The 25,907-nt window shown below is 42.4% G+C and carries 20 protein-coding genes and 1 pseudogene; 3 read left to right on the top strand and 18 right to left on the bottom strand.

What is annotated here, in order from left to right:
• Positions 1 to 114 precede the first annotated feature (114 nt).
• From glnA to N8O80_RS09815, 6 genes and pseudogenes are all read right to left on the bottom strand, one after another.
• Positions 115 to 1,461 (bottom strand): type I glutamate--ammonia ligase, encoded by a 1,347-nt coding sequence (gene glnA, locus N8O80_RS05105; protein ID WP_001122886.1) that lies wholly within the window; start codon positions 1,459 to 1,461, stop codon positions 115 to 117.
• A 36-nt stretch (positions 1,462 to 1,497) separates the two neighbouring features.
• Positions 1,498 to 1,854: a transcriptional repressor GlnR gene (gene glnR / locus N8O80_RS05100; RefSeq protein WP_000659548.1), complete on the bottom strand. Its 357-nt coding sequence runs from the start codon at positions 1,852 to 1,854 to the stop codon at positions 1,498 to 1,500.
• A gap of 76 nt (positions 1,855 to 1,930) precedes the next feature.
• Positions 1,931 to 2,458 (bottom strand): FUSC family protein, encoded by a 528-nt coding sequence (locus N8O80_RS05095; RefSeq protein WP_000119915.1) that lies wholly within the window; start codon positions 2,456 to 2,458, stop codon positions 1,931 to 1,933.
• A gap of 135 nt (positions 2,459 to 2,593) precedes the next feature.
• The gene (locus N8O80_RS05090; RefSeq protein ID WP_001096743.1) at positions 2,594 to 3,790 is read right to left on the bottom strand and encodes a phosphoglycerate kinase; all 1,197 of its coding nucleotides are present in this window, start codon (positions 3,788 to 3,790) and stop codon (positions 2,594 to 2,596) included.
• An 89-nt stretch (positions 3,791 to 3,879) separates the two neighbouring features.
• A complete protein-coding gene (locus N8O80_RS05085) occupies positions 3,880 to 8,877 on the bottom strand; it encodes an endo-beta-N-acetylglucosaminidase (protein ID WP_419991863.1) in 4,998 nt (1,665 codons plus the stop codon).
• Between the two features lie 225 nt (positions 8,878 to 9,102).
• A pseudogene (locus N8O80_RS09815) lies at positions 9,103 to 9,231 on the bottom strand (YSIRK-type signal peptide-containing protein); the annotation flags it as partial.
• 303 nt (positions 9,232 to 9,534) lie between these two features.
• On the opposite strand from N8O80_RS09815, the gene N8O80_RS05080 reads away from it, so the two are divergent.
• Positions 9,535 to 11,166, top strand: coding sequence for a Na/Pi cotransporter family protein (locus N8O80_RS05080; RefSeq protein ID WP_000026672.1), 1,632 nt, complete (start codon positions 9,535 to 9,537; stop codon positions 11,164 to 11,166).
• Positions 11,167 to 11,261: 95 nt separating this feature from the next.
• Here the strand turns inward: N8O80_RS05080 and N8O80_RS05075 are convergent, their stop codons facing one another.
• Positions 11,262 to 11,558, bottom strand: a complete 297-nt coding sequence (locus N8O80_RS05075; protein ID WP_033679682.1) for a bacteriocin immunity family protein — start codon at positions 11,556 to 11,558, stop codon at positions 11,262 to 11,264.
• A gap of 21 nt (positions 11,559 to 11,579) precedes the next feature.
• Positions 11,580 to 12,644, bottom strand: coding sequence for a glutamyl aminopeptidase (pepA, locus tag N8O80_RS05070; RefSeq protein WP_261027099.1), 1,065 nt, complete (start codon positions 12,642 to 12,644; stop codon positions 11,580 to 11,582).
• A gap of 294 nt (positions 12,645 to 12,938) precedes the next feature.
• On the opposite strand from pepA, the gene galE reads away from it, so the two are divergent.
• Complete coding sequence (gene galE / locus N8O80_RS05065; RefSeq protein ID WP_261027098.1) at positions 12,939 to 13,937, top strand: UDP-glucose 4-epimerase GalE; 999 nt, start codon at positions 12,939 to 12,941, stop codon at positions 13,935 to 13,937.
• A 248-nt stretch (positions 13,938 to 14,185) separates the two neighbouring features.
• Here the strand turns inward: galE and yidD are convergent, their stop codons facing one another.
• From yidD to N8O80_RS05015, 10 genes are all read right to left on the bottom strand, one after another.
• The gene (yidD, locus tag N8O80_RS05060) at positions 14,186 to 14,422 is read right to left on the bottom strand and encodes a membrane protein insertion efficiency factor YidD (RefSeq protein ID WP_173306792.1); all 237 of its coding nucleotides are present in this window, start codon (positions 14,420 to 14,422) and stop codon (positions 14,186 to 14,188) included.
• On the bottom strand, positions 14,422 to 15,144 hold the full coding sequence (locus N8O80_RS05055) for a pseudouridine synthase (protein ID WP_001222228.1): 723 nt from the start codon (positions 15,142 to 15,144) through the stop codon (positions 14,422 to 14,424). Before N8O80_RS05055 ends, yidD begins: the two co-directional genes overlap by 1 nt.
• Positions 15,131 to 15,700, bottom strand: coding sequence for an SMC-Scp complex subunit ScpB (gene scpB / locus N8O80_RS05050; RefSeq protein ID WP_261027097.1), 570 nt, complete (start codon positions 15,698 to 15,700; stop codon positions 15,131 to 15,133). The genes N8O80_RS05055 and scpB overlap by 14 nt, the downstream gene beginning before the upstream one ends.
• Positions 15,701 to 15,718: 18 nt before the next feature.
• A complete protein-coding gene (locus tag N8O80_RS05045) occupies positions 15,719 to 16,447 on the bottom strand; it encodes a segregation/condensation protein A (RefSeq protein WP_084954015.1) in 729 nt (242 codons plus the stop codon).
• Positions 16,447 to 17,181: a site-specific tyrosine recombinase XerD gene (gene xerD, locus N8O80_RS05040; protein WP_314732577.1), complete on the bottom strand. Its 735-nt coding sequence runs from the start codon at positions 17,179 to 17,181 to the stop codon at positions 16,447 to 16,449. Before xerD ends, N8O80_RS05045 begins: the two co-directional genes overlap by 1 nt.
• Positions 17,178 to 17,639 carry a cyclic-di-AMP-binding protein CbpB gene (gene cbpB, locus N8O80_RS05035; protein ID WP_000560716.1) on the bottom strand — a complete coding sequence of 154 codons (462 nt, stop codon included), beginning with the start codon at positions 17,637 to 17,639 and terminating at the stop codon, positions 17,178 to 17,180. The genes xerD and cbpB overlap by 4 nt, the downstream gene beginning before the upstream one ends.
• On the bottom strand, positions 17,636 to 18,157 hold the full coding sequence (locus N8O80_RS05030) for a metallophosphoesterase (RefSeq protein ID WP_261027092.1): 522 nt from the start codon (positions 18,155 to 18,157) through the stop codon (positions 17,636 to 17,638). Before N8O80_RS05030 ends, cbpB begins: the two co-directional genes overlap by 4 nt.
• Positions 18,133 to 19,104, bottom strand: a complete 972-nt coding sequence (locus N8O80_RS05025; RefSeq protein WP_261027091.1) for a nucleoside-triphosphate diphosphatase — start codon at positions 19,102 to 19,104, stop codon at positions 18,133 to 18,135. The genes N8O80_RS05030 and N8O80_RS05025 overlap by 25 nt, the downstream gene beginning before the upstream one ends.
• Positions 19,101 to 19,895, bottom strand: a complete 795-nt coding sequence (gene racE, locus N8O80_RS05020; protein WP_000370378.1) for a glutamate racemase — start codon at positions 19,893 to 19,895, stop codon at positions 19,101 to 19,103. The genes N8O80_RS05025 and racE overlap by 4 nt, the downstream gene beginning before the upstream one ends.
• 199 nt (positions 19,896 to 20,094) lie before the next feature.
• On the bottom strand, positions 20,095 to 20,343 hold the full coding sequence (locus tag N8O80_RS05015) for a YneF family protein (RefSeq protein WP_000364990.1): 249 nt from the start codon (positions 20,341 to 20,343) through the stop codon (positions 20,095 to 20,097).
• Positions 20,344 to 20,671: 328 nt separating this feature from the next.
• On the opposite strand from N8O80_RS05015, the gene N8O80_RS05010 reads away from it, so the two are divergent.
• Complete coding sequence (locus N8O80_RS05010) at positions 20,672 to 25,885, top strand: SIALI-17 repeat-containing surface protein (RefSeq protein WP_261027090.1); 5,214 nt, start codon at positions 20,672 to 20,674, stop codon at positions 25,883 to 25,885.
• The last annotated feature ends 22 nt before the right edge of the window (positions 25,886 to 25,907 follow it).

Raw genomic sequence — 25,907 nt, 5'->3', positions numbered from 1 at the left:
GCCACCTCCTATCTAGTTCGATATATCGCACTTCGTTATATAAAATATATCACACCTCGATATAAAATACAAGAAAAAAGATCACCCACAGGCAATCTTTCTTCTATATTAGTATTAGTAAAGGTCTAAATAATTATCAATTTCCCATTGTGAAACGAAGGTTGCATAACTTGCCCATTCGATTCGTTTGGCTTCAAGGAAACTAGTATAGATATGTTCTCCAAGAGCTGCTCTGACAACCTCATCTTCTGTCAAAGCTTTCAAAGCGTTGTGAAGAGTTGATGGAAGGTCTGTAATACCAGCTTCCTTACGCTCTTCCGCTGTCATGATGTAGATATTTTCTTCTATAGGGGCTGGTGCTTCGATTTTATTTTCAATACCATGCAAACCAACCTCCAAAAGAACAGCCATAGCGATATATGGGTTTGCCATCGGATCCACTGAACGCAACTCAAGACGAGTTCCCATACCACGTGAAGCCGGCACGCGCACAAGTGGCGAACGGTTACGACCAGCCCAAGCAATGTAAACAGGCGCTTCATAACCTGGAACCAAACGTTTGTATGAGTTAACCGTTGGATTCATGATGGCAGTATAGTTGTAGGCATGCTTGATCAAACCACCAAGGAAATGGTAGGCCGTTTCTGACAACTGCATTCCTTTTGGATCATTTGGATCAAAGAAGGCATTGTTTCCTTCTGCATCAAACAAGGACATATTACAGTGCATACCTGATCCAGCAATACCAAATTTTGGTTTTGCCATAAAGGTTGCGTAAAGACCGTGTTTGCGAGCAATGGTTTTAACAACAAGTTTAAAGATTTGAATCTTATCACAAGCACGGAGAACTTCATCGTACTTGAAGTCAATCTCGTGTTGTCCAACCGCAACCTCGTGGTGACTCGCTTCTACTTCAAATCCCATTTTGGTCAAGACATTGACAATCTCACGACGTGTGTTGTCTGCAAGGTCAGTAGGCGCTAAATCAAAGTAGCCACCCTTGTCATTTACTTCAAGTGTTGGATCCCCATTTTCATCCAGTTTAAATAGGAAGAATTCTGGCTCTGGCCCAAGGTTGAAGGATTTGAATCCCACTTCTTCCATGTGACGAAGAGCACGTTTCAAATTACCACGAGGATCACCTGCAAATGGCTCACCTTCTGTTGTATAGACATCACAGATCAAACCTGCAACACTTCCATTTTCATCTCCCCACGGGAAGACTGTCCATGTATCCAAGTCTGGGTACAAGTACATATCCGACTCATTGATACGTACAAAACCTTCGATAGAAGATCCATCAAACATAGCCTTATTTGACAAGACTTTATCTAACTGTTCATCTGTAGCAGGAATTTCGACGTTTTTCATGGTTCCTAAAATATCTGAGAACATGAGACGGATAAAGGTAACATTTTTTTCCTTGACTTCACGACGAATATCTGCAGCTGTGATTGGCATGAGTTTTCTCCTTAATGTATGACTACTTGCGGTTGGCTAACCGCGACCAAAAGGTGATCGTACCGAAGCAAAGCGACCCTGTTGGAGGAGTTCATTGTGAAGTGCACGACGCACCTCAGTCTGACTCACCGCTTTCTTGGATTTCGCTTCACGTTCAGCATATTTTTTCTTAATAGCAGCGATATTATAACCTTCAGAGATATAATCTTTGATTTCAAGCAGACGATCCATGTCATTCAAGGAATACATGCGACGGTTCCCTTCGTTTCGATCAGGCTTAATCAACTCTTGATCTTCATAATAACGAATCTGACGCGCCGATAGATCGGTCAACTTCATAACACTGCCGATAGGAAAAACAGCCATATTTCGGCGAAATTCTTTTTCCTTCATTTACAATTTCCTTCTTTCTGTCTATTATAGTCTAAAAAAAGACAAACGTCAATTGATAATGTTATAAAATGTAACATTATTTTTCTTTTTTCTCTAAAAAGAGCCGAATACGATCAATATCGTAATTTACGAGAATTGCGACAAAAACTCCCATGAAAGTTTCTGATACACGCGCAAATACGTACAAAATTGTCTCTCCACTCGGGATCGATAGGGTAATGATTAACATAGCTGCTACACCACCAATAACCCCTGCTTTGTTATTCATGGCTACATTTGTCATAATGGTTAACATGGTACAAATCGGAACAACAACCAAGGTTACCCAAAAGGCTTCGTGGAAAAAGGTATTTAATAGGAAGAAGACTAGGGCATAGAGACCACCGATACTATTTCCTAGAATACGCGAAGTCCCAAAATGGACACTCTTATCAAAACTCTCCCTCAGGCTAAAAACGGCTGTCAAAGCACCGATTTGAAGACCTTTCCAGCCAAAAAAGCCAAAAATCAAGAGAACTAGAAAAACAGCAATACCTGTTTTAAAGGTTCGCATACCAAGTTTGAACTGGGATTTATCGAATTTATATTTTTTAAAATAACTCATAATCTCAACTTTCTATTTCCATTTTATCATAAATCTGCTGATTTTATTATGAATAGTTGAGAGGAAGCGTTTTTATTTTAAGCAAAAGAAAAGAGGAACTTTCATCCCTCTCTTCTTTGATTTATTTATAAAATCTTATTTTTCTGTCAAGGCTGCAAGTCCTGGAAGAACTTTACCTTCAAGAAGTTCCATTGATGCTCCACCACCAGTAGAGATCCATGAGAATTTATCTGCACGTCCAAGGTTGATCGCTGCAGCAGCTGAGTCACCACCACCAATGATTGATTTAACTCCTGGTTGTTTCACGATAGCGTCCATCACACCGATTGTTCCAGCTTGGAAGTCTGGGTTTTCAAATACACCCATAGGTCCGTTCCATACAACTGTTTTCGCACCAGTCAAAGCTTCGTCAAATTTAGCGATAGATTTTGGACCGATGTCAAGACCAAGGAAGCCTTCAGAAACTGCTTCACCTTCAGTGTCACGCACTTCAGTGTAACCAGCAAATGCGTTAGCTTCTTTTGAGTCAACTGGCAAGATCAATTTACCGTTTGCTTTTTCAAGAAGAGCTTTCGCAACATCCAATTTGTCTTCTTCTACAAGTGAGTTACCGATTTCGATACCTTGTGCTTTGTAGAATGTGTAAGTCATACCACCACCGATAAGGACTTTATCAGCTTTTTCAAGCAAGTTTTCGATAACACCGATCTTGTCTGAAACTTTTGAACCACCAAGGATAGCCACGAATGGACGTTCTGGAGTTTCAACTGCTTCTTGGATGTAGGCAATTTCGTTTTCAAGAAGGAAACCAGCAACTGCTTTTTCAACGTTTGCTGAGATACCAACGTTAGATGCGTGTGCACGGTGAGCTGTACCGAATGCATCGTTTACGAAGATACCATCTCCAAGTGATGCCCAGTATTTACCAAGTTCAGGATCGTTTTTAGATTCTTTCTTGCCATCAACATCTTCGTAACGAGTGTTTTCAACCAAGAGAACTTGTCCATCTTCAAGAGCGTTGATAGCTGCTTCCAATTCAGCACCACGAGTAACACCTGGGAAAACAACGTCTTGGCCCAATTTAGCTGCCAAGTCTGCTGCTACAGGAGCAAGTGATTTACCAGCTTTATCAGCTTCTTCTTTCACACGTCCAAGGTGAGAGAAAAGAATTGCACGTCCACCTTGTTCGATGATGTACTTAATAGTTGGAAGAGCTGCTGTGATACGGTTGTCGTTAGTGATTACGCCATCTTTCAATGGTACGTTGAAGTCAACACGAACGAGGACTTTTTTACCTTTCAAGTCAACGTCTTTAACAGTAAGTTTTGCCATGTTACAAAAACCCCTTTATTTATTTTATTCGAAACTATTATATCACACTTTGGAAATATAAGGAAAGATTTCACAAGATTTTTCGATATTTAATCTTCATCTTCTTTTTTCTGTTTCAATGTCAAGGCTAAACTAGCAAGACCAAGGCTTGCCAATCCTACTATTAGGGCTTCATTGGCATCAGCAGTTCCTGTATTTGGCAATTGTTTGCTTGCTTCTTCTGATTTAACTGCTGTATTTTGGGATGGTTTTTCTTGTGTAGGCGCTACTGCTGGTTCTGTTTTTACTTTTGTTCCAATTTCAACAATTTCTGGAAGAGCTTCCTTGAGAACTTCTGTTGTACGAAGGGTACGATTGCCTTGGCTATCTACTTCAATCAAGCGACGAATTTGTCCTTCTTCTCCAGCTTGAACAATACGACGTTGACCTTTGAGAAGCTCTGAGTTTGGACGTTCTTGACGTTCAAAGGATACTGCAATTTTTTCAACTTCTAGTTTCGGAGTTTCTAGAACCAGGTCTTTTACTCCTTCTGCTGGTTGATTGCTTGATAGAACTTTTGTACCTACTTCGGTAATCTCTGGAACAGCTTTCTTGAGAACTTCTGTTGAACGAAGAGTACGATTGCCTTGACTATCTACTTCAACCAAGCGACGAATTTGTCCCTCAACTCCTGCTTGGACAAGTTGACGTTGACCGACTGGGAGATTTGGATTTGGACGTTCTTGGTGTTTGAAGGCCACTGTATCCTCTTCAATTTCTAGTTTCGGAATTTCTAAAACTAGGTCTTTTACTCCTTCTGCTGGTTGATTGCTTGATAGAACTTTTGTACCTACTTCGGTAATCTCTGGAACAGCTTCCTTGAGAATTTCAGTTGAACGAAGGGTGCGTTTACCTTGGACATCTACTTCTACTAGACGACGAATTTGCCCTTCTTCTCCTTTTTGGACAAGTTGACGTTGACCTTTAAGAAGGTTCACATTTGGTCGCTCTTGACGTTCGAAGACCACTGTATCCTCTTCAATTTCTAGTTTCAGAATTTCTAGAATTAAATCTTTTACTCCTTCAGCTGGTTGATTACTTGAAAAGACTTTGGTTCCAACTTCTACGATTTCAGGGGTTGCTTCTTTCAAAACTTCTGTAGCGTGAAGCGTACGATTGCCTTGACTATCTACTTCTACTAGACGATGAATCTGCCCTTCTTCTCCTTTTTGGACAAGTTGACGTTGACCTTTAAGAAGGTTCGCATTTGGTCGCTCTTGACGCTCATAGGCTGTTGTTTCAGTTTCAACAACTAGTTCAGGGAGGACCTCAACTGTTGGGGCTACTTCACTTGGATCCATGCTCCCAACATGATGACTTTCTTCTGCAGGAGCTAGTTTCTTATTCAGCTTTTCTTTCATGTCCGCAAAAGCTTGTGGAGTTGGTGTTTGTGAAGACAACAAAGCTTCAGCTTGGGCAATCAACTCATCTTGAGAATCTTTTTCACGGACAGATTCAAGCAAACCTTCCAATTCTTCTCTAGCAGTCTGATAACGTTGATTTCCATCCAAGTCTGTCCCTGCTTGTTTCAACTCATTCAAAGCCCGGTTGACTTCTTCTTGGCTAGCATTGTGGTTTTCTGCTACAACTTTCGCTGCATTGAGTTTCTCTACTAGTACAGCTTGTTTGTCCTCACTTGAGAAGGTATAGGCAAGGGTTGACTGACGGCCTTGGGCAGCAGTGATTTCTTGTTTAAGGTATTCATCATTAACTGCAGCCTTTGGAGAAACCAAGACATCAAACTCAGCTGTGTGCCCCTTGTAATGCAGGGTCAAGGTCTGGCGTCCAGTCTTCTGAGCATCGTATCCCGTGATTTCAACACCTTCATCAGTAAAGCTGTGAGTCTCTTCTGTCTCGTCATCATAGAGAACACCAAAGCGACCTTCAGAGAGATCCAGTTGATCTCCTACTAGATAGTCTGTTTTTGGTTTCTTAGTAATATTCAAGCCCGCTACTTCTTTTGGTTTTCCTTCATCCTGTCCTGTCACTTGGACTTTCAGATCACCTGACACTGGTAAACCAAGGTATTGCAGTGTTAAGTTTTGTTCCCCTTTTTGATGAGCGTCGTATCCAGATACCGTCACACCTGAGTGAGTAAGATTAATCAGCTCGTCGGCTTGTCCCCCTTCGTATTGAACACGGAGTGTTCCGCCTCTGAAGTCCAGTTTTTCTCCTTCTTTATAAACTGTCTTTTTAGGTCCTTTTTCAAGGCTAACTGCAGCAATTTTTCTCTCATCCTGTGGAATCGCTACAGCCAAGGTGTTACTGATTTCTTTGCCAGGTAGTTGGGTACGATAGTAGAGGAGAGTTGGTTGCTTATCAAAGCCCAATGGATCTGTTGCCAAGTCACCACCAGTTTCAGTCTTCAAGGTTGCAATTGGTGTTTGTGAATCAGCCTTGTCGTAAACGGTGATGGTTGCGCCTGCCGGAACATCAGAGAAGCCTAGTTGAACTTGGTGGTTTCCAAGTGAACGAGCAGCTACCTTAGCCATTGGAATATTTTGACTTTCTGTGTCCAAGGCTTCGTACATCTTCCAGTTGTAGATACGAATGGCCTTCCAAGGTGTTCCGTTATCAGATGTAATGACATGCAAACGCCAGTCTTGGGCGGTGATTGGTTTGTCAAAAGTGATATCTGTAACGTGGGCTTTATTGCCACGGACTTCCTTAGCTAGTTTCCACTCGCCATCTGTATCCTTGTAATAAAGATCAAAATCCTTGGTGTTCATCAGACCATCGTTAACAGACTCACCACCAGCTCCCGCATGATCCATCACCCATCTGACAACACGACGTGGTTGAGTCAAACGAATATCGACACTACCGCTCAATTGTCCTGAAGACCACTTGTCTGACAGACTTGTAATCGTACCGTTCAACATGCCTTCGATGCCTTCCCCACCTTCAGTATTGGGGAAAGTGCTACCAATAACCGTTGCCCCTGGAACAATATTTTCAGCCAAAGGTCTTGGGAGAGTTGTATCCTGAACAGTCATGCCCCAGTTAAAGGATGTCGTCGCAGCTTCTGAACGAAGGCCATTTTTACCAACTGCAACGACTTTCAATTCTTGCGTCGTACCAGTCGCATTAGCAGAGCGGCTAACTTTTGGCAAGTAGATGGTTGAAGCAGATGAACCTGTCAACAAACGCCAGTTATCCCCATCTTTTTCGTAGACTTCATAGAAATCGGCATCTTGATTACCCGCAAACTGAACCACTGCTTCAGCTTCTTGGGCATTTTTAAGAGATTGTTTCACCACAGAGAGACCTGTAGGCGCTTGTGGTGCTTGGTGATTGTCTGAAATTGTTAATTGACCTAGGTTAAACTGATAATCTTTTACAGCACCTTCATGCTCGAAGAAGAGTTTAACTGCATAGATGGTTTTTCCTGCTAGTGAGCTAAGGTCAATTTCTTCATTTGTCCAGTTGTCAGAAAGGGTTAGCTCTTTCCATGCATCTGCATCATCGAATTTGTAGTCTGGAGTTGTAGAGAAGGCCATAAAAACTTTAGAACCTTTTCCTCCCTTGTGGGCAACACGAAGTTTGGTTTTCTCAGTTACTTCTAACTTAGTAGAATACAAATTCACATCCTGGTCCGTCTTACCAGCTACATCACCTGAGAATTTAAGGGAATTTCCTCCATTGTAGGCATCTGTAAAATCATATTCTGCACGAAGTTTTTCCCCTGTTGAAGTCTGCCACCAGCGCCATGTTGGCAAGATACCTGAAACCGAACGGTAGTTCCACTCAGAATCCTTAGAAACTTTTCCGTCTACAAACCACTTTCTACCATGTCCTGTATTAAAGGAGGTAGTGAAGGTCCGACCCACTGCTGGTGTGCGGTCTGCAACTAAATTAGCAATTCCATACCACTCTTTGTCCGCTGGTTTTTGAGCTGTCGGATCTCCTTGGTAACCTGTGAAGAAGATATCTTCGTTTTTGTGGTAGTCTTCACCTGTTTTTCCTAGACTGGTAATTGTATCTGGTGCAAAGAGTCCAAGTGACAAACGTAACTTGCCTTTTTCATCTAAGAGGGCATCCCATTTAACTTTTGTCTTATAAGAACCACCTTGTTGCAATTCCAATCCTGCAAAGACATCATATTGGCTACGTTCCAGCCATTTTGCCATTTCTACAGAGTGGTCATTCTTTTCCTTATTCCAGTTGAAATTGGCAAAGAATTGATCCGCAGGGACCTTGTCACCTTCTTTTTGCATGAACTGGTAGTTGTAATCACCTAGACCATCTTCGTGGTAACGACCATATTTATAGGTCATGGCATCGTACCAAGCATACTTGATTGGATGGTTGACTTTTGCCGCATATTCTTTTGTATAGAGCATGAATTGACGCATTTTTTCACCAAGAGGTTCAACCAAATCTCCAGTTGTTTCTTGGTTAATGAAATAGCCATCATAACCATAATACTTGGCCATGTCTACCAATTTACGGGCGATTGGGAAGCTACCATTTGGGTCTTGCTTCAAAGCTTCAGCGAATTTTTCTTGGTCTGCAATACTATTAGACCAGTTGAAGAAGAGTGTACCATATACAGGAACCCCGTTACGGTGACCTGCATCAATAACGTCAGGAGTTGGAACAAGACCTTCCCAGAAGACCATTGAATCCAAGTATTGCCAGTAGTCAAAGGCGTAGGCTTTGAATTCTTCTCCACCAACAGAAGCGTGATCTTTAGCCTTTGAGTTGGTATTTGCTAGCGCCTGAACCTTGGCTCTTCTGCTTGCTTTTTCGTTCACCAACTGGCCTCTATGGCGCTTGGCTAGTTCAACTGAGGAACGATTGATGGAATCATCCTCACGCGCACCCGGTTCCCATTTCAACAATTCATCCCAAGAATTAAATTTGATTTCCTTTGGTTTTAATGTTCTTTCTGTATTTTTAGGGACATCTGGCTGGACTTCTTTTTCAGTCTTATTAGCTTCTGCTACTGGCTTAGACTCATCCCCTTGGCTAGTTGCTTCAGGCTTTGATTCTATTTCCTTGTCAGACTTAGGTTTTGCTTCTGCAGATGGTGTTTCTGCAGCCACCTCACTTGCTTTTTCCTCTGGTTTAGCTGCGCTAGCTGCCTCTGCGGTTTCAGTAGTTGCAGCTTCATTGCTTGCTGGCGAAGCAGTTGCAGATGCTGTCGCTACTCCTTCTGCTTTTTCTGGCTTATTTTCTCTAGCATGTTCTCCTTCATGCTGCTTGTCAGTTTCATTAGTTGGATGCTCACTCTCTCCTGAAACAAGCTCTGTATTGGCTCCGCTATTTTCAGGAACTGTAGTTTCTTCAGCCAAGGCTGGACCAGCAAATAAAACAGCACCAATCATTAGCGAGCAGGCTCCTACTGATAACTTACGAATACTATAACGACAACGTCTTTCAAAAAATGGATTCTTCATTTTCTTCTCCTAAAAGATTGATTTTGTTGCATAAAAGAAAGCGCTTAACTTTCTTTGTAAAATTTTTATCCCAATCACAGGGACCAAGATAATTCCTCCCTCATTTTAAAATATTTCTTTTAAATGTCAATATATAAAAGGAAATACCTATATCTAGGTTAGAAATTGGTAAAATTAATATAATCAAGGTCCATTCTAACGAATTTTCTTTCTAAAATCTTAGCTTAACACTTGTTAGATTTACTTTTATCCTTTAAAATAGAATAGGAGAAATTCCGTTATTATTTTTCGGAGGAAAAAGAAATGTCCATTAATTGGCAGGAAATTTTATTTCACTTTTTAGGTGGTCTGGGACTATTCTTATATAGTATCAAGACCATGGGAGACGGTTTGCAACAAGCTGCTGGAGATCGCCTTCGTTTTTACATTGACAAGTACACTAGCAATCCCTTTTTAGGTGTTCTAGTCGGAATTGTCGTGACTGCCCTGATTCAGTCAAGTACAGGGGTTACAGTTATCACGGTTGGACTGGTCAGTGCTAGTCTTCTCACTCTTAGACAGGCTATCGGAATTATCATGGGAGCCAACATCGGAACCACAGTTACTTCCTTTATCATCGGTTTCAAGCTTGGTGAGTATGCTTTACCCCTGATTTTCCTTGGAACCATGTTCCTCTTCTTTACCAAAAATAGAACAGCAAACAATATCGGACGCATCCTGTTTGGTGTAGGGGGAATCTTCTATGCTCTAAACCTCATCAGTGCCGGTATGAGCCCTCTTAAAGATTTACCACAATTCAAGGAATACATGGTAACCTTGGGACAAAATCCTGTGTTGGGAGTTTTTGCTGGTGCAGTGATTACCGTCCTCATCCAAGCTTCTTCTGCGACAATCGGGATTTTACAAGGTCTCTATGCAGGTGGATTTCTTGACCTTAAAGGTTCACTACCAGTTCTTTTCGGGGATAATATCGGGACAACCCTAACCGTTATCATCGCGGCAGCTGGAGCCAATGTCTCTGCGAAACGCGTTGCTGCAACCCACGTTACCTTTAACGTTTTAGGAACTATTCTTTGCTTAATCTTATTGGGTCCATTTACGTCTATGATTGAGTACTTCCAGGCACTCCTTCACCTCTCACCTGAGATGACCATCGCCTTCTCTCACGGTGCCTTTAACGTAAGTAACACCATTGTACAATTTCCATTCATCGGAGCCTTGGCCTACTTTGTAACCAAGCTCATCCCTGGTGAAGATGAAGTTGTCAAGTACGAGCCACTTTATCTTGATGAGCATTTGATTAAACAAGCTCCATCAATCGCTCTCGGAAATGCCAAAAAAGAACTCCTTCACTTGGGAAATTATGCTTCTAAAGCCTTTGACCTTTCATACAACTACATCATTGACCTTAATGAAAAGGTTGCTGAAAAAGGCCACAAGACGGAAGAAGCCATCAATACCATTGATGAAAAATTGACTCGTTACCTGATTACTCTTTCCAGTGAAGCCCTTAGCCAGAAAGAAAGTGAAGTGCTCACCAACATCCTGGATTCATCCCGTGATTTGGAACGGATTGGGGACCACGCAGAAGCCCTAATCAATCTGACTGACTACCTTCAACGTAAAAATGTTGAGTTCTCTGAAGCTGCTTTGCAAGAACTAGCTGATATCTATCAAAAAACCACTGACTTTATCAAGGATGCCCTTGATAGTGTAGAAAACAATGATATTGAAAAAGCTCAAAGTCTGATTGAACGCCATAAAGAAATCAACAATATGGAACGTGTTCTCAGAAAGACCCACATCAAACGCCTCAACAAGGGCGAGTGTTCAACACAAGCTGGGGTCAACTTTATCGACATCATTTCCCACTATACTCGTGTATCTGATCACGCTATGAATCTAGCTGAAAAGGTCATCGCTGAACAAATCTAAGATCCAAGAAGCTATCCTAAATGGGATGGCTTTTTTTCTCCTAATCAAGAATTACTCTTCTAACATATAGAAAAATGCTTTGATTCACAATGAAATCAAAGCATTTTAAAGAGTTCCCCATACATAATCGCAGAAGCCGCAGTTCCTCTGTACTTTGCTTCTTCTCTTTTGATAAAGCGAGCTAAGTTGAGCAACTCAGGTGCCGGATGTTTGGGATTTAGGAGCAATTCACGATTGACCAGACCTGAGAGACGAACTGCCAGCAATTGCTCATTTGTAGTAGGCAGTTTTTTAGCAGTCTCTAGGAGAGCAGCAACTAAATCTTCACTCAAATCATGTCGAGCATGATTGTAAAGATCTTTTACAAGGCTTTCTAGGTTTGGTTCTACCATCCCTACCACCTCCCTTATGGTTTAATAATTTTTAATCAAATCAACTGTTGAACGATCCAATTTTTTCACCAAGGCTTGCAAGAAAGCTTGCGCTTCTAAGAAGTCATCCATAGCGTAGAGGGTTTGATGAGAATGGATATAACGAGCGCAGACACCGATTGTTGTAGATGGGACACCACCATTTTTCAGATGAGCTGCGCCAGCGTCTGTTCCGCCTTTACCACAGTAGTATTGGTACTTGATACCAGCTTCTTCAGCTGTTGTCAAAAGGAAATCCTTCATTCCTGGGAGAAGCAAGTGACCTGGATCGTAGAAACGAATCAAGGTTCCATCTCCAATCTTTCCTTGGCCACCATAAACATCACCTGCTGGGGAACAATCAACTGCTAGGAAGACTTCTGGGTCAAACTTGGTTGTAGATGTATGAGCACCGCGGAGACCAACTTCTTCTTGGACGTTAGAGCCAAGATAGAGTTCATTGCCAAGTTTTTGACCTGACAGAGCTTCTGCTAACTCGCTCACCATGAGAACTCCATAGCGATTGTCCCAAGCTTTTGAAATGATATTTTTTTCATTGGCTGTTAAGATAGCGGAACTATCTGGGACAATGGTGTCGCCAGGACGGATGCCAAAGCTTTCTGCCTCCGCCTTATCCGCAAAACCGCCATCAAAGACGATATCTGCAATAGCTGGCATGGTTGGTCCGCCCTTACCACGAGTCAAATGTGGCGGAACAGAACCTGAAATCACAGGAATTTCACGACCATCACGAGTCAGGAGTTTGAAACGTTGGCTGCTGACTACCATGGGGTTCCAACCACCGATTTCAACCACACGGAAGGTACCATCTGGCTTAATCTCGCTGACCATAAAACCAACTTCATCCATATGAGAAGCGACCAAGACGCGCGGCGCATCCGTAGCTTCTGAATGTTTAATCCCGAAAATACCACCCAAGCCATCTGTCACCACTTCATCCACGTGCGGTGTCAACTTTTCACGAAGATAAACACGGACAGGTGCTTCATGACCTGAGATCGCAGCAAGTTCTGTTACTTCTTTGATTTTTGAAAATAATGTTGTCATTTCAGTTCCTTCTTTCTTTCATCCATTTTACCACTTTTTATAGGAGAAGGATAGCGGGAAGGTGGATTTCTAAGTTAGTATCTTAGTCTTGCTCTATCTTAGAAAAAGCTTGTATTTTCTTGCATGTGAGGTGAAATCTAAGAACTATTCCAAGACCAACCAAACTATTAATTCCCAAACAAAAAACAATTCAATGCTATATTTGTCCAGTTTTTTCATGAAATTTGCAGAAAACAGTTGACTTTCCTTTCTTCTTTCTTTAAAATAGTACAAAACTAGAAAAAGGAAAAAATCATGACCAAAACAATTCTTGTTACAGGTGGAGCTGGCTACATTGGCTCCCATACCGTTAAAGCTCTTTTAAATGCTGGCTATCAGATACATGTTCTCGATAATCTTTCTACAGGAAATCGTTCGGCTGTAGATAGTCGTGCTAGCTTTAAACAACTGGATGTTTATGATGCTAGTGCCTTAAAAGCCTACTTGGAAGAAAACCAGATTGATGCTGTTCTCCATTGTGCAGGTGAGATTGTTGTGAGCGAAAGTATTGAAAATCCAAGTAAATACTTCACTGCCAATGTTGCTGGTATGAACCAAGTTCTCAAAGTCTTGTCTGAAGTTGGTATTCAAAAAATCATGTTCTCTTCGACTGCTTCCCTCTATGGTAATAACTGTATTGACAAGCCTGCAACTGAAGATACCCTGCTTGACCCTGTCAACCCTTATGCAGAAACAAAACTGATGGGTGAACGAATGATCTACTGGATGGCAAATCGCTATGATTGGAAATATGTCATTTTCCGTTACTTTAATGTAGCTGGGGCCGAAATGGATGCTTCAAACGGTCTGCGCGTGAAAAATCCAACTCATATCATTCCCAACATCAACAAGACCGCATTGGGACAAAATGATAGCCTGAAAATATTTGGAGATGACTACGATACACGTGATGGTTCATGTATTCGAGATTACATTCATGTCTTGGATCTTGCACAGGCTCATGTTAAAGGAATGAACTACCTATTTCAAGAAGACAGTTCTTCTCAAATCTTTAACTTAGGAACTGAAAAAGGCTATACCGTCAAAGAAATCTTTAAAACTGCTGAAGAATTACTGAATCAAAAAATACCACACGAAATTGTTGCTCGCCGTGCTGGTGACCCAGCCAGCGTCCTAGCAGACGCATCAAAAGCTAAAAAATATCTTGATTGGAAGGCTAGCTACTCCCTCGAAGATATTATTTTATCGGATTATCATTGGCGTGTTAAAGAAGGCAAAAACATTTTGGAATAAATAGCAGAAACATCAATAATAAATAAAAACACAGATAGATGGCACTTGATAAATACCAAGTATCATCTATCTGTGTTTTATACATTAGAATCCAATTTATACTCTTCAAAAATCTCTTCAAAGCACGTCAACGTCGCCTTGCCGTAGGTATGGTTACTGACTTCGTCAGTTCTATCCACAACCTCAAAACACTGTTTTGAGTAGCCTGCGGCTAGTTTCCTAGTTTGTTCTTTGATTTTCATTGAATATTATTTTGCATTTCTCTTTAAAGAAAAATGGTCTGGGACGGGGTCCTTGCCTGTTTTCGACCAGGGATGGCAACGTAAAATCCGAGCCAAGCCCATCAAAACACCCTTGAAGCCATGTTTTTCAATAGCCTGAATCATGTAGTTGGAACAAGTCGGCTCAAAGCGACAAGAGGGGGGAAAGGCTGGTGAGATAAACCGTTGGTAAAAGCGCACAGGCGCTATTAAAATTCGTTTCATTATTTCTTAGTTACAGCCATGGTGTGTAGTTGACTGATTTCTTTTTTGTTAAGGCGACGAGATTCTCCCGGACGAAGACCTGTCAAGTCTAGATGTCCAAAACGTGTCCGAGACAACTTGTCCACTTGAAGACCGACAGCTTCAAACATCTTTTTAACCTGATGGTTGCGCCCTTCATGGATGGTCAACTGCACTACTGAGCGATTTTTGACTGGATCCACTTTGAGAATCTCATAAACAGCTGGCTTGGTTTTCTTGCCATCAATCTCAAGACCACGAGTTAAGGGGCGGAGATTGTCCTTATTGGCCACACCTTTAACACGCGCGACATAGACCTTATCAATCTCATTACGGGGGTGAATCATCTCATCCGTAAAATCACCATCATTGGTCAAAATCAAGACACCTGATGTATCCCAGTCCAAACGACCTACAGGGTAGATGCGCTCTTTCACGTTGGGCAAGAGGTCGACAACCGTCTTGCGGCCCTTGTCATCTGTCACACTGGAAATGACACCACGTGGTTTGTTAAGCAGATAGTAGACCTTTTCTTCATTGTAGATAGGTTGACCTTCAACTTCGACTTTGTCGCCTGACTTGATGGTGGTTGCTAGTTCACGTACCACTTGGCCGTTAACCGTCACCAAACCTTGCTTAATCAGCTCTTCTGCTTTTCTCCTACTGGCCACACCTGCGTGGGCAATATACTTATTGATTCTCATCTTCTTCTATCCTTTCACCAAATAATTGGCTTTCTTGGGCTTGAATCTCAAGCTCATCAATCACTGGTAATTCTTCTAAATGGTTTATCCCCATATAATCTAGGAAATAATCCGTAGTCACATAGAGGTTGGGGCGCCCCAACACTTCTTTTTTCCCGTCTTCTCGTATCAAGTCAAAGGCCTGCAACTTTGCCAAGGCCCCACTCGAGTTGACCCCACGGATGGCATCAATCTCTATCCGTGTGATGGGCTGTTTGTAAGCAATGATGGACAAGGTCTCAAGGGCAGCCCGAGATAAACTCTGGTTGATAGGTGCCTTAGAGTATTCCTTCAAAATCTCTGCAAATTGAGGTTTGGTCACCAATCTGTATGCTCCCCCTGTCTCGATCAGGGACAAGCTCGAATCTTGGTCTTTTTCATACTTCTGGGCTAATTTTTCTAAACTCTGTTGGATGCCTGTCGGTGGCAGAGAGAGGAGTTCAGCTAACTGGCGGACTCTAATCCCATCTTCACCCGCTACAAACAAGAGCGCTTCTATTTTTGCTAAAGTACTCATCTTTCCTCTCTATCAAGTCTAGCTTTGGGCCACTTGACTTTCTTCCTTCTTTTCCATGAGATAAATATCTCCGAAACTTTGCTCTTGCACGAGGATCAGCTCCTGAGTTTTGATTAACTCTAGGGTTGCCAAAAAGAGGGTGATGACCTCTTGGAGATTCTGGGCTTCCTTGAACAAATCCTGCAAGCGCAATTGATCTCGTCCAGTCAAGGACTCTTTCACGATAACCATCATGTCCTCAATCTTATACTCATCCCGCAGGATAGTCGTGTGATTCTGTGCAAACTCCTCTTTTTTCTTGGCTAGGATATTTGAAAAAGCCAAAAAGAGGTCAATGGTCGTCTTGTCATGCACAAGCTCCGCATCTTCGTATATCAACTCTGTCGGCGCTTTGGAATAGTGCTGAGCTCGTTCTTGGTGCTTGGCTTCTAGGTGTTCCCCCAAGAGCTTAAACTTGCGGTATTCTTCGATTTGAGAGAGAAGATCCTGCTCCAGGTCATCCTCCAAGTCGGTCACTTCCGCTACCTTTGGAAGGAGTTTACGGCTCTTGATTAGCATAAGCTGACTGGCCATAACCATGTACTCGCCCGTCACTTCCAGACGCATGGCCTGCAGGGTTGAAACATAAGCTAGATACTGTTCGATGACTTCCGTAATGGGCACATCGTAGATATCCATCTGGTACTTAGAAACCAGGTGCAAGAGCAAGTCCAGGGGCCCTTCAAAATCTTTTAATTTAATATCCATTATCTATATTTTTCTAAGGTCAGGACTGTTTTTAATCCTAATTTTTTTGCAATTTCGTACAAATCGACCTTCTTTTCAATTTGTCGTAGAATGAACTGTTCCCGCAAGGCTTGGGCTGATAGTGCTGGAAAACCTTTCTCCTTGACAAAAGCTTCTAGCTGACGGAAGGCCCATTGACGAGAATAGGCTTTCCCTGTCCTTTCAAAAAGATAGGTCTGGCCCATCAAGGGTTCTAGCTCTGAAAGCAAGCTCGTGGGAATGGTGACAATCCTCTGTTGAGAAGCCTTCTGGATTCTCAACACCTGAAAATCCAGATTGATATCCGCAACCTTTAGAGCTAATATCTCACTTGGCAAGAGTCCCATTTCTAGGATTAAGAGCGCTAGCAAGCGGCCCTCTGGAAAGTCGCTCCCCTGCCAAAAAGAGTCTAGGTCTAGAATTTCTGGTTTTTCAGCTTTCTTTTCAGCTTGTTTAGCTAATTCCAATCGGTAAAAACTATCCACTTCTCCTTTTTGATAGAGAAAGTAGAGAAATTGGTTACAGGCCGAAATCTTTCGCTTCTGGGCGCTGATTTTTAGATTGGCTAGCTGGGCTTGGTAAATCTTGAGACTAGTCTCAGAAATCCGCTCTCCTACCAAATCTACAAACTGTTCCAAATCATACTTATAAGACTGCTTGGAATTGGCAGACAAGCCCTGCTTTTCCTCTAAGAAATCTGAAATCCTGTCTCTCATTTGCATCGAATCTCATATTCCTTACTAAAGTCATGCAAGAGGGCATTGACTGCCTTGAGGATAGACTTGCGCGTGATGATCCCTTGGAAAATCCCTGACGCATCCACAACAGGCAAGAAGGACTCATCTACCAGCTTGTGCAAGACCTCCGTAATGGTAAAATCAGGCGAAACAACCGCTACATCCGTTTTGGTCATATGAACAATATCCGTATCCGCCATAATTTCTTGACTCAAATCATGCTCCATCTGATAAGCCATAATATCTCTGAGCCCAATCGTCCCAACAAACTGTTTTTCATCTGTCACAACAGGAACACGGGTATAGGTCATCTGACTGAGCAAGAGGGTCGCGTGATCTGCATTGTGGGTATCAATTAACACAGCTAGATTTTCAGCAGGGGTCAAAAAAGTTTCTTCTTGCCCCAACAAGAAAGTCTCAAACTCCTTGGCAATCATCGGCTAAACTCCTTGGACAAGCCCGGATACACCTCGTGGTCTCGTGTCAAAAAGTCCACTTTGAAATAACTGTCATCAATCTCCACACGAGCATAGAGACATTCTCTGATGGTCCCACGTGGTTGACTGATAGAACCTGGATTTAGAAAGAGGGTCTTGCCTTCCATCCAAGCATTTGGCACATGCAAGTGACCATAGAGGCAGATATCGGCCTCTTCCTCCTGAGCCCAGTAGTCCAACTTTTGAAAATTGAAATTGATGTCAAACAAGTGACCATGGGTTTGGATAATCTTGGTCGAACCAAGCTCAGTCACCAAACGTTCTGGGTAACCTGCATAGAAGTCCATATTCCCTTTAACAACGCGGATGCCCTCCCAAAGGGGAGAATCAGGACGCAGTTCAGAATCGCCATTATGAAAAACGGCATCAACTTTGCCCACATAGCGATCACGGATTTCTTCCACAATCAAGCTATCGCCATGAGAATCGCTCATTACAATGATGATTTGCTTTGCCATGATGGAAATACCTCCAAAAGTTTCTTAACGGCTAAGGCACGGTGAGATTGACTATTTTTTTCTTCAAGGGTTAATTCAGCTGAGGACTTGCCTGTCTCTCCTACAAGGAAGAGAGGATCGTAACCAAATCCATTTTCACCCTTAGGTTCAAAGTTAATGTAGCCTGACCAGTCTGCTTCAACAACCAAACTTTCCTTGTTTGGGCTGGCTACGACTAGGGTTGTATGGAATTGAGCCGAGCGGTCCTTGAGTTCAAAGACCATGGCCAATTCGTGCAAGAGTTTGGCATTGTTTTCACGGTCAGTAGCTCCCACTCCTGCAAAACGAGCTGACCAGACACCTGGCAAGCCACCAAGGACATCGACTTTGAGACCAGAGTCATCTGCCAAAACCATCTTGCCTGTTAATTGAGAAATAGTTTCTGCCTTGAGACGGGCATTTTCTTCAAAGGTCATGCCTGTTTCAGCTACTTCAGGCAGGTCAGGATAGTCATTAAGATTTTCCACATCGTAGCCTAACTTATCAAAGATAGCTCGGAATTCCTTAGTCTTGCCCTCGTTACGAGTCGCAATCAATAAGGTTTCTCTGACCTTGTTTGTCTCAAAGAAGGCTTCTACATCAACACCTTCTTTGGGTAATTCTACATGCAGGAGTTGCCCATTTTCAACCAAGAGCAAAGCCCCCTGACGTTGGATGACTTCCACATTTCGTCCCATTTCTTGGTTTAGTATATCTACCACAAAAGACAATAAACGGTAGCGAGAACCATAGCGTAAAACAGTAACTGAAATCGGGAAACCTCGTTCCTCGTCTCGAAAGATTTTGGCCAATCCAACCAGAGGGAAATCCAAGTCATCATCCGTCAACGTCCGGACGCCACCAAAAATACTATAGGACCCGACATACCAGTCCTGGTCATCCTTGTATTCATAAATTTTATTTGTCATAATTCTACATGCTCCACATGAATCTCTTTTTCAAGCCATTCTTCACCAATTTGTGCAAAACTTTGGCTGCTGGCTGTTGTGTAAAAACGGTGATTAAGTGGTCCAGCATCGCGACCACGATTGATTTCAAAATAATTGAGTAAGACTGAGATGTCTCGTACGCACTCTGCCCCACTATCGATGAGCTGAACTTTTGGCCCCATGACATTTTGAATAATAGGTCTGAGGAGTGGATAATGGGTACAGCCCAAAATCAGGCTATCCACCTTTCCAACCAAGGGACGCAGGGTTTCATAGACCACTTTCTTGGTGACACTGGTTGACAGAGCACCAGACTCCACCAAGGGAGCAAACTTGGGACAGGCCAAACTCTCCACCTGTAAGTCCGGATCCAAATCATGGATTTTCTGACGATAGATGTCTGATTGTACCGTCATGGGTGTTCCAATCACTCCGATTTTCCCACCTTGACTGGACTTGATAGCTGCCGAAGCTCCTGGCAAAATCACACCTAGGACAGGAATATCTAGTTGAGCCTTGATTTCTTCCCAGACGACCGCAGTCGCAGTATTACAAGCAATGACAATCATTTTGACATCCTTGGTCAAGAGAAAGTTGACCAACTGCCAAGTATATTCACGAATTTGCTCAGCAGGACGGGGACCATAGGGCGCCCGCGCCGAATCTCCAATATAGACGATTTCTTCATGGGGAAGCTGGCGCATGAGCTCGCGCACAACGGTCAAGCCCCCAACACCCGAATCCAAAAAACCAATTGGTCGATTATCCATACAGTCTTCTTTCTAGTCTTTTTTCTGATTGATAGTTCATTATGATTACTTGTCTTTATGAACTGAAGAACAACTTCATCAACAACTATCTCTCTTAATCATAATCAAATATCAATAGAATGCAAGGAAAAAGTCTCATCCCTAAACCATAACCAACATAGTGAGAAGTCTGGAACTTTCATCCCAGACTTTTCCTTATTTATTTTTTCTTTTTATTGTTAGCAAGGGCTGCCTTTTGTTGGCGGATGATTTGGTGGTAAACTTGTTGTACCTTAGCTTCGCTTGGTTTTTGACCATTTGCACTCAAAAGAGTACGAACTGCTTCAGCATTCAAACGTGGGTTGTCAGCGAATTCTTTTTCAATTTGCTTACGAACCAAGTACATTCCTCCAAGAGCTCCTCCTAGAAAAGCTAGCACAATCAATACAATTGCTAATAGTAAATCCATCATATTTCTCCTGTTTCTTTTTGAGTCTCTTTCATTATACCACAAACTAGCCACCCTGACTAGTTTGTTCTACGCTTTCAGGGATGGGGAAGCTGTAATAAAGTTTCCTTATCTTTCTAGTCAAAACTAGAAAGAATATAAAAAATACACTCTCTTACCATTCGTTTCCTCCACTTTTTTAATACAAAACAATATCAAATATATATCCTTCTCTAATCCTCTTGACAACACTTCATTAGCTGGTAAAATTAGATTAACAATACAATATAGAAACAAAAGTTCGCCTCATTAAAAATGAAAGCGCTTTTAATTAATAAAGGAGGTTTCTATGGAAAAAATTTGGAGGGAGAAATCCTGTCGCTACAGTATTCGAAAGCTAACAGTCGGCACAGCCTCTGTTTTGCTTGGAGCGGTTTTTCTAGCTAGTCATACTGTCTCGGCTGATACTACTGAAGTAAAGCAAAAAGAGGCTACACTGGAGAAAACTACAGCTAAGACAGACACTATAACAAAAGCAAGTGAATCAACTGAGCATACACAGCCAAACGTGCCAATTGATCATACAAAACCAGTTCTAGCTAATAATAGTTCTTCTGAAAGTAAACCCGCTGAGGCTGATGTTACTTCTGCTACAACTAATCAAGCCAGTACTGAGGCTATTGTAAAACCTAATGAAAATAAGGAAACCGAAAAACCAGAACTACCTGTGACAGAACAAAGCAACTATCAGCTAAACTATGATCGACCAACAGCTCCTTCCTATGATGGCTGGGAAAAACAAGCACTCCCAGTTGGGAATGGTGAAATGGGTGCTAAGGTTTTTGGTCTCATAGGCGAGGAGAGAATCCAATACAACGAAAAAACTCTTTGGTCAGGTGGTCCGCGTCCCGACAGTACCGACTATAACGGAGGAAACTATCAGGAACGGTATAAAATTTTAGCAGAAATTCGTAAGGCTCTTGAAGACGGAGATCGCCAAAAAGCCAAACGATTAGCTGAACAAAATCTAGTTGGACCAAACAACGCCCAGTATGGTCGTTATCTAGCCTTTGGTGATATCTTCATGGTCTTCAATAACCAGAAAAAGGGGCTGGATACAGTTACAGACTATCACCGTGGTTTGGATATCACAGAAGCCACTACTACCACTTCTTACACCCAAGATGGAACGACCTTTAAAAGAGAAACCTTCTCAAGTTACCCTGATGATGTCACCGTGACCCACTTGACCCAAAAAGGGAACAAAAAACTTGATTTTACAGTTTGGAATAGCTTGACAGAAGACTTGCTTGCTAACGGAGACTACTCAGCGGAATATTCTAACTACAAGAATGGCCATGTTACGACAGACCCAAATGGTATCCTACTAAAAGGTACAGTCAAAGATAATGGCCTCCAGTTCGCATCCTATCTAGGAATTAAAACGGACGGAAAAGTTACTGTCCATGAGGATAGTTTAACAATCACAGGAGCTAGCTACGCTACGCTTTTACTCAGTGCCAAGACTAACTTTGCTCAGAATCCAAAAACAAACTATCGCAAAGACATTGACCTCGAAAAAACAGTTAAAGGCATTGTAGAAGCAGCTAGGAGCAAAGACTACGAGACACTTAAAAAGAACCATATCAAAGACTATCAAAGCCTCTTTAACCGCGTCAAACTAAACCTAGGTGGAAGCAAGACCGCTCAAACGACAAAAGAGGCCCTTCAGACCTATAACCCTAGCAAAGGGCAAAAACTGGAAGAACTCTTCTTCCAATACGGACGTTATTTATTGATTAGTTCATCTCGTGATCGGACAGATGCCCTTCCTGCCAACCTACAAGGAGTCTGGAATGCCGTAGACAATCCACCTTGGAACGCTGACTACCACCTCAATGTCAACTTGCAAATGAACTATTGGCCAGCCTACATGAGCAATCTAGCTGAAACAGCCAAGCCAATGATCAATTACATTGACGATATGCGTTACTATGGCCGTATCGCTGCCAAGGAATACGCTGGTATCGAATCCAAAGATGGACAAGAAAATGGCTGGCTGGTTCATACCCAGGCGACACCATTTGGCTGGACTACCCCTGGTTGGAATTACTATTGGGGTTGGTCGCCAGCAGCTAATGCCTGGATGATGCAGAATGTCTATGACTACTATAAATTCACCAAGGATGAAAGTTATCTAAAAGAAAAGATTTATCCAATGCTCAAGGAAACAGCTAAGTTCTGGAATTCCTTCTTGCACTATGATCAGGCCAGCGACCGTTGGGTATCTTCTCCGTCTTACTCACCAGAACACGGTACTATTACCATTGGAAATACCTTTGACCAATCACTAGTCTGGCAGCTATTCCATGACTACATGGAAGTCGCCAACCATCTGAATGTCGACAAAGACTTAGTTACAGAGGTCAAGGCTAAATTTGACAAACTAAAACCACTTCACATTAACAAAGAAGGACGCATCAAGGAATGGTACGAAGAAGACAGTCCACAATTCACCAACGAAGGGATTGAAAACAACCACCGTCACGTTTCCCATCTAGTTGGTCTATTCCCAGGTACGCTCTTTAGCAAAGATCAAGCTGAATATTTAGAAGCTGCACGTGCAACTTTGAACCACCGTGGAGATGGTGGTACTGGTTGGTCTAAGGCCAATAAAATCAACCTCTGGGCTCGTCTCTTAGACGGTAACCGTGCTCATCGCTTGCTCGCTGAACAGCTCAAATATTCAACCCTAGAAAACCTTTGGGATACGCACGCACCTTTCCAAATCGACGGAAACTTTGGAGCAACCAGTGGAATTGCAGAAATGCTTCTTCAATCACACACTGGCTACATTGCACCATTGCCAGCCCTTCCAGATGCTTGGAAAGACGGTCAGGTTTCTGGTCTGGTTGCTCGCGGTAACTTTGAAGTCAGCATGAAGTGGAAAGATAAAAACCTGCAAAGCTTGTCCTTCCTTTCAAATGTCGGTGGAGACCTAGTTGTAGATTATCCAAATATCGAAGCCAGTCAGGTTAAGGTTAATGGTAAATCTGTCAAAGCAACTGTTCTTAAAGATGGCCGCATTCAACTGGCAACACAAAAAGGTGATGTCATTACCTTTGAACATTTCCCTGGTCGTGTAACCAGTCTGACAGCAGTTAGACAAAATGGCGTCACTGCCGAACTTACCTTCAACCAAGTAGAAGGTGCTACCCACTATGTTATCCAAAGACAAGTGAAAGACGAATCTGGCCAAACCTCTGCAAGCAGAGAATTTGTGACCAATCAAACCCATTTTATCGACCGTTCACTCGACCCTCAACTCGCCTACACTTATACTGTTAAGGCTATGCTGGGTAATGTTTCTACACAGGTATCCGAAAAGGTCAATGTCGAAACCTATAACCAATTGATGGATGACCGTGATAGCCGAATCCAATACGGTTCTGCATTTGGAAACTGGGCAGACTCAGAATTATTTGGAGGAACAGAGAAGTTTGCCGACCTTTCACTAGGTAACTATACAGATAAAGATGCGACAGCAACCATTCCTTTCAATGGTGTTGGCATTGAAATCTATGGTCTCAAATCATCTCAATTGGGAATCGCTGAAGTCAAAATCGATGGTAAATCAGTCGGTGAACTGGACTTCTATACTGCAGGTGCAACTGAAAAAGGTAGCCTTATCGGTCGCTTCACAGGATTGTCAGATGGTGCTCATGTGATGACTATCACTGTAAAACAAGAGCATAAACACCGTGGCAGTGAACGTTCCAAAATCTCCTTAGACTACTTTAAAGTTTTACCTGGACAAGGAACAACCATTGAAAAAATGGATGACCGTGACCCTCGCATTCAATACGGATCTCAATTCAAAGATTGGAGCGATACTGAATTATATAAGAGCACAGAAAAATATGCGGACATCAATAACGCCGACCCAAGTACTGCTTCAGAAGCTCAAGCAACCATTCCATTTACTGGAACAGGGATTCGAATTTACGGACTCAAAACATCCGCTCTCGGAAAAGCTCTCGTGACACTGGATGGAAAAGAAATGCCAAGTCTAGACTTCTACACTGCTGGCGCTACCCAAAAGGCAACCTTAATTGGAGAATTTACTAATCTGACCGATGGTAATCATATTTTGACATTGAAAGTTGATCCAAATTCACCAGCAGGTCGCAAGAAAATTTCTCTAGATTCATTTGATGTGATTAAGGCTCCAGCTGTAAGCTTGGATAGTCCAAGTATCGCACCACTTAAGGAAGGGGATAAAAACATCTCTTTAACTCTTCCAGCTGGAGATTGGGAAGCTATCGCTGTGACCTTCCCAGGCATCAAAGATCCACTCGTTTTACGCAGGATAGACGATAATCATCTAGTTACGACTGGAGATCAGACTGTCTTATCAATTCAAGATAATCAGGTACAAATCCCTATCCCTGACGAAACCAATCGAAAAATTGGAAATGCGATAGAAGCTTATTCTATCCAGGGAAATACAACAAGCAGTCCTGTAGTAGCTGTCTTTACCAAAAAGGATGAGAAGAAGGTTGAGAATCAGCAACCAACTACAAGCAAGGGAGATGACCCTGCTCCTATTGTAGAAATTCCTGAATACACTAAGCCTATCGGCACAGCAGGACTAGAACAACCACCTACTGTTTCTATCCCTGAATACACTCAACCTATCGGCACAGCTGGACAAGAACAGCCACCTACCGTTTCTATTCCTGAGTACACTGAGCCTATCGGAACAGCGGGACAGGAACAACCGCCTACTGTTTCTATCCCTGAGTACACTAAACCTATCGGAACGGCTGGACAGGAACAACCGCCTGTAGTAAATATTCCTGAGTACACTCAACCTATCGGCACAGCAGGACTAGAACAACCGCCTACTGTTTCTATCCCTGAGTACACTCAACCTGTCGGGACAGCGGGACAAGAACAAGCTCCTACTGTTTCTGTTCCTAAATATAAACTTCGTGTCTTAAAGGATGAAAAGACTAAAGTTGAAATTATTGGAGGAGCGACTGACTTAGAGGGAATTTCTCACATTTCTAGCAGACGTGTATTAGCTCAAGAACTATTTGGTAAGACCTATGATGCTTACGATCTTCACCTTAAAAATTCAACAGACCAGAGTTTACAACCAAAAGGAACTGTCTTGGTCCGCTTGCCTATTTCCTCAGCTGTCGAAAATGTCTACTACCTAACTCCATCAAAAGAGTTACAGCCACTCGATTTTACTATTCGCGAGGGAATGGCAGAATTTACGACTAGCCATTTCAGTACCTATGCAGTCGTTTATCGAGCTAATGGAGCATCAACTACTGCAAATCAAAAACCAAGTGAAACAGATATCAAACCATTAGCCAACAGCTCTAAGCAAGTTTCATCTAGTCCAGACCTTGTCCAATCGGCAAATCATTCTCCTAAAGAACAACTTCCAGCTACTGGTGAAACATCCAATCCACTACTATTCTTGTCAGGATTGAGTCTAGTCCTAACAGCGACTTTTCTACTTAAGAGTAAGAAGGATGAAACCAACTAACTTTTAACCACACAAAAACCAG

The sequence above is a fragment of the Streptococcus mitis genome (assembly GCF_946190155.1).
Classification (GTDB): Bacteria; Bacillota; Bacilli; order Lactobacillales; family Streptococcaceae; genus Streptococcus; species Streptococcus mitis_CL.
Note: the sequence above shows the minus strand (reverse complement) of the source record. Positions and strands in the feature narration are given on the sequence as shown.

Excerpts from the sequence above, each read along its gene's own strand:
- cbpB (WP_000560716.1), bottom strand. The coding sequence starts at position 17,639 with ATGATTGCCAAGGAGTTTGAGACTTTCTTGTTGGGGCAAGAAGAAACT.
- N8O80_RS05095 (WP_000119915.1), bottom strand. The coding sequence starts at position 2,458 with ATGAGTTATTTTAAAAAATATAAATTCGATAAATCCCAGTTCAAACTT.
- glnA (WP_001122886.1), bottom strand. The coding sequence starts at position 1,461 with ATGCCAATCACAGCTGCAGATATTCGTCGTGAAGTCAAGGAAAAAAAT.
- N8O80_RS05090 (WP_001096743.1), bottom strand. The coding sequence starts at position 3,790 with ATGGCAAAACTTACTGTTAAAGACGTTGACTTGAAAGGTAAAAAAGTC.
- N8O80_RS05075 (WP_033679682.1), bottom strand. The coding sequence starts at position 11,558 with ATGGTAGAACCAAACCTAGAAAGCCTTGTAAAAGATCTTTACAATCAT.
- N8O80_RS05030 (WP_261027092.1), bottom strand. The coding sequence starts at position 18,157 with ATGGCAAAGCAAATCATCATTGTAATGAGCGATTCTCATGGCGATAGC.
- N8O80_RS05045 (WP_084954015.1), bottom strand. The coding sequence starts at position 16,447 with ATGGATATTAAATTAAAAGATTTTGAAGGGCCCCTGGACTTGCTCTTG.
- racE (WP_000370378.1), bottom strand. The coding sequence starts at position 19,895 with ATGGATAATCGACCAATTGGTTTTTTGGATTCGGGTGTTGGGGGCTTG.
- N8O80_RS05080 (WP_000026672.1), top strand. The coding sequence starts at position 9,535 with ATGTCCATTAATTGGCAGGAAATTTTATTTCACTTTTTAGGTGGTCTG.
- yidD (WP_173306792.1), bottom strand. The coding sequence starts at position 14,422 with ATGAAACGAATTTTAATAGCGCCTGTGCGCTTTTACCAACGGTTTATC.
- glnR (WP_000659548.1), bottom strand. The coding sequence starts at position 1,854 with ATGAAGGAAAAAGAATTTCGCCGAAATATGGCTGTTTTTCCTATCGGC.
- scpB (WP_261027097.1), bottom strand. The coding sequence starts at position 15,700 with ATGAGTACTTTAGCAAAAATAGAAGCGCTCTTGTTTGTAGCGGGTGAA.
- N8O80_RS05055 (WP_001222228.1), bottom strand. The coding sequence starts at position 15,144 with ATGAGAATCAATAAGTATATTGCCCACGCAGGTGTGGCCAGTAGGAGA.
- N8O80_RS05025 (WP_261027091.1), bottom strand. The coding sequence starts at position 19,104 with ATGACAAATAAAATTTATGAATACAAGGATGACCAGGACTGGTATGTC.
- galE (WP_261027098.1), top strand. The coding sequence starts at position 12,939 with ATGACCAAAACAATTCTTGTTACAGGTGGAGCTGGCTACATTGGCTCC.
- pepA (WP_261027099.1), bottom strand. The coding sequence starts at position 12,644 with ATGACAACATTATTTTCAAAAATCAAAGAAGTAACAGAACTTGCTGCG.
- xerD (WP_314732577.1), bottom strand. The coding sequence starts at position 17,181 with ATGAGAGACAGGATTTCAGATTTCTTAGAGGAAAAGCAGGGCTTGTCT.
- N8O80_RS05010 (WP_261027090.1), top strand. The coding sequence starts at position 20,672 with ATGGAAAAAATTTGGAGGGAGAAATCCTGTCGCTACAGTATTCGAAAG.
- N8O80_RS05015 (WP_000364990.1), bottom strand. The coding sequence starts at position 20,343 with ATGGATTTACTATTAGCAATTGTATTGATTGTGCTAGCTTTTCTAGGA.